The sequence below is a fragment of the Candidatus Thermoplasmatota archaeon genome, from assembly GCA_034660695.1.
Lineage (GTDB): Archaea > Thermoplasmatota > E2 > UBA202 > DSCA01 > JAYEJS01.
This window is the reverse complement of record JAYEJS010000118.1, coordinates 1-5,194: the sequence shown is the minus strand read 5'-3', so window position 1 is coordinate 5,194 and position 5,194 is coordinate 1. Positions and strand designations below refer to the sequence as shown.

Here is a 5,194-nt window from a genome sequence, read left to right as displayed (position 1 = left end):
CTTAATGGGCATAGCAAGAGATTTAGATATGTTATGTCACACAAGACAGGGAAAATAGAGATTATGGGGATTACGAACGACGAAATTTATTTAAAATACCATCAGGCAGAAAATGCTAAGAATACCGGAAAATTTTTCAAGAAGAAGCTAAACAAGACAGCAGTATGGCTAGATGATTTACAATAAGTATGGCAAATGCGTTAAATGGTAAGTGAGTAGTGTTAGCTCCTTACCACCCTCTTTCCTGCATCCTCTCGCCCTGCGGGATTTCCTCTATGGTCATGCCCATCATTGCCTTTCCCAGCCCGCGTGAAATCTCTGTGAGTATAGAAGCATCATCGAAATGTGCTACTGCATCCACTATAGCTTTTGCCATCTTCGAGGGGTTTGTTGATTTGAATATGCCGGAGCCTACGAATACACCATCATTTCCCAGCTGCATCATGAGTGCCGCATCTGCGGGTGTAGCAATACCGCCGGCAGCAAAATCAACAACCGGCAGACGCTGTCTCTTCGCTGTTTCCTTTACTAGGTCAAAAGGTGCCTCTATTTTTCTTGCCACTTCCTCCAACTCGTTGTCATCCTTTTCTTTCAATTCCGTTATCTGGTTGAATATGACCCGTCGATGGCGGACTGCCTCAATTACGTTGCCTGTACCTGCCTCACCTTTTGTTCTTATCGTTGCCGCTCCTTCGTTAATCCTGCGCAGCGCTTCTCCCAGATCACGGGCACCGCATACAAATGGTGTTTCAAAATCATGTTTCCATATGTGATGGAACGGGTCAGCAGGTGTGAGAACTTCGCTTTCGTCTATCATGTCCACACCGATGTTTTCCAGTATCCTTGCCTCGGCAATATGCCCTATTCTGCATTTTGCCATAACTGGAATCGAAACCGCATCCATAATATCGCATATGATTTTTGGATCAGCCATTCTTGCAACACCGCCGGTGGCACGTATGTCTGCAGGAACACGTTCAAGAGCCATGACCGCAACGGCCCCTGCCTCTTCAGCCGTAATAGCCTGCTTCGGAGTTGTGACGTCCATGATTACTCCTCCTTTCTGCATTTTGGCAAAACCACGCTTTACCAGCTCTGTTCCGTACATCAGACCTTCCAAATCAAGATTCAGTGGCATGGCTGGAATATAGGGGCCTTGTTTTATAAATTTTGTGGGAGGGTTATCAAAACAATTTTAAGGAATGAGCGGATGGCTGGGTAATGAAGGTAAGTATCGTAATCCCCACGCTGAACGAGGAAGAAGGCATTGGAGTAACACTGGACAGCATTGATATGAAAGAGTTCGAAAAGAGAGAATCGGATGTAGAGGTGCTCGTCATCGATGGAAACTCAAAGGATAGAACAAGGGAAATAGCAGAAAAAAAGGGCGCAAAAGTTATTGTCGAACCGCGCAAGGGCTATGGAAGGGCATACAAGAGGGGGCTTAAGGAAGCCGAGGGGAACATCATAATCACCGGTGATGCAGACGGTACATATCCATTCCATATTACTCACGAATATGTGGATATGCTCCTGAAACAAAATCTGGACTTCATCACGACCAACAGGTTTGCCAACCTGGGGAAAAAAGCGATGAGTTTCAAGCATTTCTTTGGCAATTTCATTCTCTCCTCGACACTCCGCCTGCTGTACGGGGTGAAAGTAAAGGATTCGCAATCTGGCATGTGGATTTTTAGAAAGGATGCATTGAACAAATTGAAGGATTTGGAGGAGTTCGATGACGGTATGCCCTTCAGTGAGGAAATAAAAATGGAGATGTTTTCCCACCCGGATATAAAGGCAAAGGAAGTGCCCTCTCATCTTTTTGAAAGGAAAGGGGAGGCGAAAATCGAGTCCTTTGCCGATGGATGGAAAAATTTAAAATTCCTGATAAAAAAGAGGTGCAGATAAAATGGATCCTTTTATGGCCTTATGGGTATTTCTTCTGGGAATGATGGCCGGATTCCTGGGGGGCATTGCGATAATTTACCGTCAGGCAGTGCAGCCATGGAAGGACAGGGTAAAAGAAATTGAAGAAAAAAAACGGTCGTTGTCGTCTACCTATGGAAAAATAACGGAACAGTTTGCACCTTTTATGGAAAGTTATCCGTTCAACTGGAAAAAATTCCGTTTCATCGGCTCGCCCATAGACGGCATCCAGTTTGACGAGGAAGGCATTTATTTAGTTGAATTTAAGAGTGCTGGAGGAAAGCTGAGCGATGAGCAGAAGAAAATAAAGAAAATGGTGGAGGAAAAAAAAGTGGGCTGGTACGTCTTTGAGGCAAAAAATGGGAGTTAATTTGAAATCCCTGGCAAATCCAAGAGTCATATCGCTCGAGGAATTGAAGGGAAAGATAATAGCGATAGATGCGCACAATGCCCTTTATCAGTTTTTATCGATAATAAGGCAGAGGGACGGTACACCTCTAAAAGATGCGGAAGGGAACATAACGTCTCATCTCACCGGCTTGCTTTATAGAACGGCAAATATGGTCGAGCTTGGGATAAAGCCGGTATATGTTTTCGACGGGAAGCCCCATCCCTTGAAAATGGAAACCCTGCGCGAAAGAAGTGTGGTGAAGAAGAAGGCCATGGAAGAGTGGGAAAAAGCCTTAGAAAAAGGTGACATGGAAGAGGCGAGAAAAAAAGCCCAGCAAACCTCTATTCTAAATGAGGAAAGGGTAAACGATGCAAAAAAATTGCTGCAGGCATTGGCCATACCCTACATAGAGGCGCCGGGGGAGGGCGAAGCTCAGGCATCATTCATGAATATGAAGGGAGATGCTGATGCCACGTGTTCTCAGGATTTTGATTGTTTGCTTTTCGGCGCTCCCACGCTTTTAAGAAACATGGCAATAACCGGAAGGAGAAAACTTCCTGGCAGGCAGAAGTGGATGGATGTTTCTCCAGAAAGAATTATTCTGCAGGAAGTGCTGTCGGCTAACGAAATAATGAGAGAGCAGTTGATAGATATGGCAATTTTGGTCGGTACAGATTTTAACAAGGGTGTAAAGGGAATTGGCCCCATGAAGGCTTTGAAATTAATAAAAGAATACGGAAAAATTGAGGAAGCGGTAAAGGCTGGAAAGATTGGGGAAATGACAAATCTACAGGAAATAAGAAATATTTTTTTGAATCCTTCAGTGACAAACGACTACTCTATTGAATGGAAAAAAATAGATGAGGATGAAACCATTGATTTTCTGTGCAATAAACACCAGTTCAGCGAGGAGCGAGTAAGCCATACTATAAAAAAATTCAAGGTTTTTTCAGAATCGTTTAAACAAAAAAACCTGTTAGAGTTTTAAAAAATAAGGCATCTGGATGAGTCTCTACTCTTACAAAATCGTTGACTTATTATCTTTTCCTACTCATTTTTGAAAGGAAATCTTCCCGCTTTATTTTTGTTTGTTTCATAACAGAGATCAGCGTTCCTTTAGCTAATTCTGGGTGATTTGGAACTGTAATGAGTGTTTTTCGCTCTTTGTTCCACAAATGGATGTAACTCCCAGTTTGACGATAAACTTGAAATCCAAATTAGCTGACAGAACGGGAAGTTTAGGCCTTTGTTTTCATTGATGAAAACGGCAATGAACAATTTGATGAAGGCGAGTGGAATGGCACATCCATACAGGAAGCGGTAGATGCAGCAGACCCTAGTGATACCATTTATGTTTGGGATGGCTATTATTATGAAAGCAATATCTTCATTACCTAGATTTTTCTTGATTTTTCACACTACGTAATTTTACAGAAGAAATAAGGCAAAAACTTTATAGTTGTAGTGTATACTTTATACATTACATGACGTTCATAAGAAAGATTAAGAAGAAGAGTGGGACATATTTAGCAGAGGTAGAGAATACAAGGGTGAAGGGTAAGGTTGTACAGAGAGTTATTCGGTATATAGGAAAAGAAGTTGATGGTGAGGTGGTAAGGAGAGTAAAGACCAATAAGCTGAACGTTGAGAAAGTAACTCGTTATCTGGATGTTCTTGCTGTAGATAAGATAGCAGAGGAATTGAATCTTAAACAGATACTGGGAGAAAATGCAAAATATATCTTGGTTTTTGTCTATTCGCATCTTTTAGAAAAGTTAAGTGTGAATAAACTCGGGGACTGGCTTAAACATACAGAGATCCCCAGAGTTTTAGAGGCAGATGATGTTTCAACAAAGATTCTCTATCAGACGTTAGAAGAAATTAATGATTTGAAATTTGAAGATGTTGAAATTGAGATTTATAGACTCCTTAAGGAGTATGAGAACGTAAAGACGGGAGTCATCATAGATGTTACTGATACCTATTTTGAGGGGAATACGTGTGATGTGAAATCTAGACGGGGAAAGGATGGTAAATATAAAAAATTGATTCAGATTGGTCTTGCTGTTACCGAAACATATAGTTTTCCCATATTTCACAAGCAATATCCCGGAAATATTTCCAATATAAAGATTTTTAAGGATATGCTTGTGGAGATGAGAGCGAGAAGGTTGTCTTCGATCATAATGGACCGTGGGATGTATTCCAAAGACAATATTGATTCTCTTCTCGGTGTCCATACCGATGTAATCTGTGGTGTGAAAAAAACACAGTTCTTCAAAACCAATTTTTTGAATAGAGTAGACAGAGAGGAGTTGTACACAAAACGACACAGAGTGAGCCTGAAGAATACCCATGTGTATGTGACATCATTCAAGTGGAATTCTGGAAAACTATTGATTGTCTATAACCCATCTCTAGAAGTTGTAAGAAGAGAGATTCATTATGAGAAGGGAGGTATTGATGAAAAAGCAAAATTTCTCGGTTATTCCCTAATTTTCCATACGACTTCAATGGATGACAAAACGGTGGTTAAGAAATACTTTGATAAAGATGTGATTGAGAAATCTTTCAAACAGTTGAAAGGCATACTTGGTTTAAGACCGATAAGAGTATGGTTAAAAACGCATGTTGAAGGACACGTTAAGATTTGTTATTTGTCGTATGTCGTCCTTTCCTTACTTGGGTATAAGGTAAAAAAGTTAGAAATAAGTGCTCCTGAAGCCTTGGATAAACTTAAACATGGATATAAGGTCCGTCTGAAAGATAGTGAATCTAATTTTGAATGGAGTACTACGGTGACTCTTGAAAAGATTCAGGAAAAAATCTTGGATGGGTTAGGTGTAGTGTATAAAAATTAGGGAAAACTTAGGT

At 40.9% G+C, this 5,194-nt stretch carries 6 protein-coding genes and 1 pseudogene; 5 read left to right on the top strand and 2 right to left on the bottom strand.

Annotated features, from left to right (window positions below):
- Nucleotides 1–186: KamA family radical SAM protein (locus U9O96_06160; GenBank protein ID MEA2054677.1), on the top strand; the 186-nt coding region annotated here is incomplete at its 5' end.
- Between the two features lie 43 nt (nucleotides 187–229).
- Here U9O96_06160 and pdxS read toward each other — a convergent pair.
- Nucleotides 230–1,138, bottom strand: a complete 909-nt coding sequence (pdxS, locus tag U9O96_06155; protein ID MEA2054676.1) for a pyridoxal 5'-phosphate synthase lyase subunit PdxS — start codon at nucleotides 1,136–1,138, stop codon at nucleotides 230–232.
- An 83-nt stretch (nucleotides 1,139–1,221) separates the two neighbouring features.
- On the opposite strand from pdxS, the gene U9O96_06150 reads away from it, so the two are divergent.
- Genes U9O96_06150 through fen form a run of 3 tightly spaced genes read left to right on the top strand, consistent with a single transcriptional unit; the run spans nucleotide 1,222 to nucleotide 3,308 of the window.
- Complete coding sequence (locus U9O96_06150) at nucleotides 1,222–1,911, top strand: glycosyltransferase family 2 protein (GenBank protein MEA2054675.1); 690 nt, start codon at nucleotides 1,222–1,224, stop codon at nucleotides 1,909–1,911.
- A 1-nt stretch (nucleotide 1,912) separates the two neighbouring features.
- Nucleotides 1,913–2,299: a Holliday junction resolvase-like protein gene (locus U9O96_06145; protein ID MEA2054674.1), complete on the top strand. Its 387-nt coding sequence runs from the start codon at nucleotides 1,913–1,915 to the stop codon at nucleotides 2,297–2,299.
- The gene (gene fen, locus U9O96_06140; GenBank protein ID MEA2054673.1) at nucleotides 2,289–3,308 is read left to right on the top strand and encodes a flap endonuclease-1; all 1,020 of its coding nucleotides are present in this window, start codon (nucleotides 2,289–2,291) and stop codon (nucleotides 3,306–3,308) included. The genes U9O96_06145 and fen overlap by 11 nt, the downstream gene beginning before the upstream one ends.
- A 49-nt stretch (nucleotides 3,309–3,357) precedes the next feature.
- On the opposite strand, the pseudogene U9O96_06135 reads toward fen, so the two are convergent.
- Nucleotides 3,358–3,525 (bottom strand): annotated as a pseudogene (locus U9O96_06135) (type II toxin-antitoxin system HicA family toxin).
- Nucleotides 3,526–3,804: 279 nt separating this feature from the next.
- Here U9O96_06135 and U9O96_06130 point away from each other — a divergent pair.
- The gene (locus tag U9O96_06130; GenBank protein ID MEA2054672.1) at nucleotides 3,805–5,181 is read left to right on the top strand and encodes a transposase; all 1,377 of its coding nucleotides are present in this window, start codon (nucleotides 3,805–3,807) and stop codon (nucleotides 5,179–5,181) included.
- The last annotated feature ends 13 nt before the right edge of the window (nucleotides 5,182–5,194 follow it).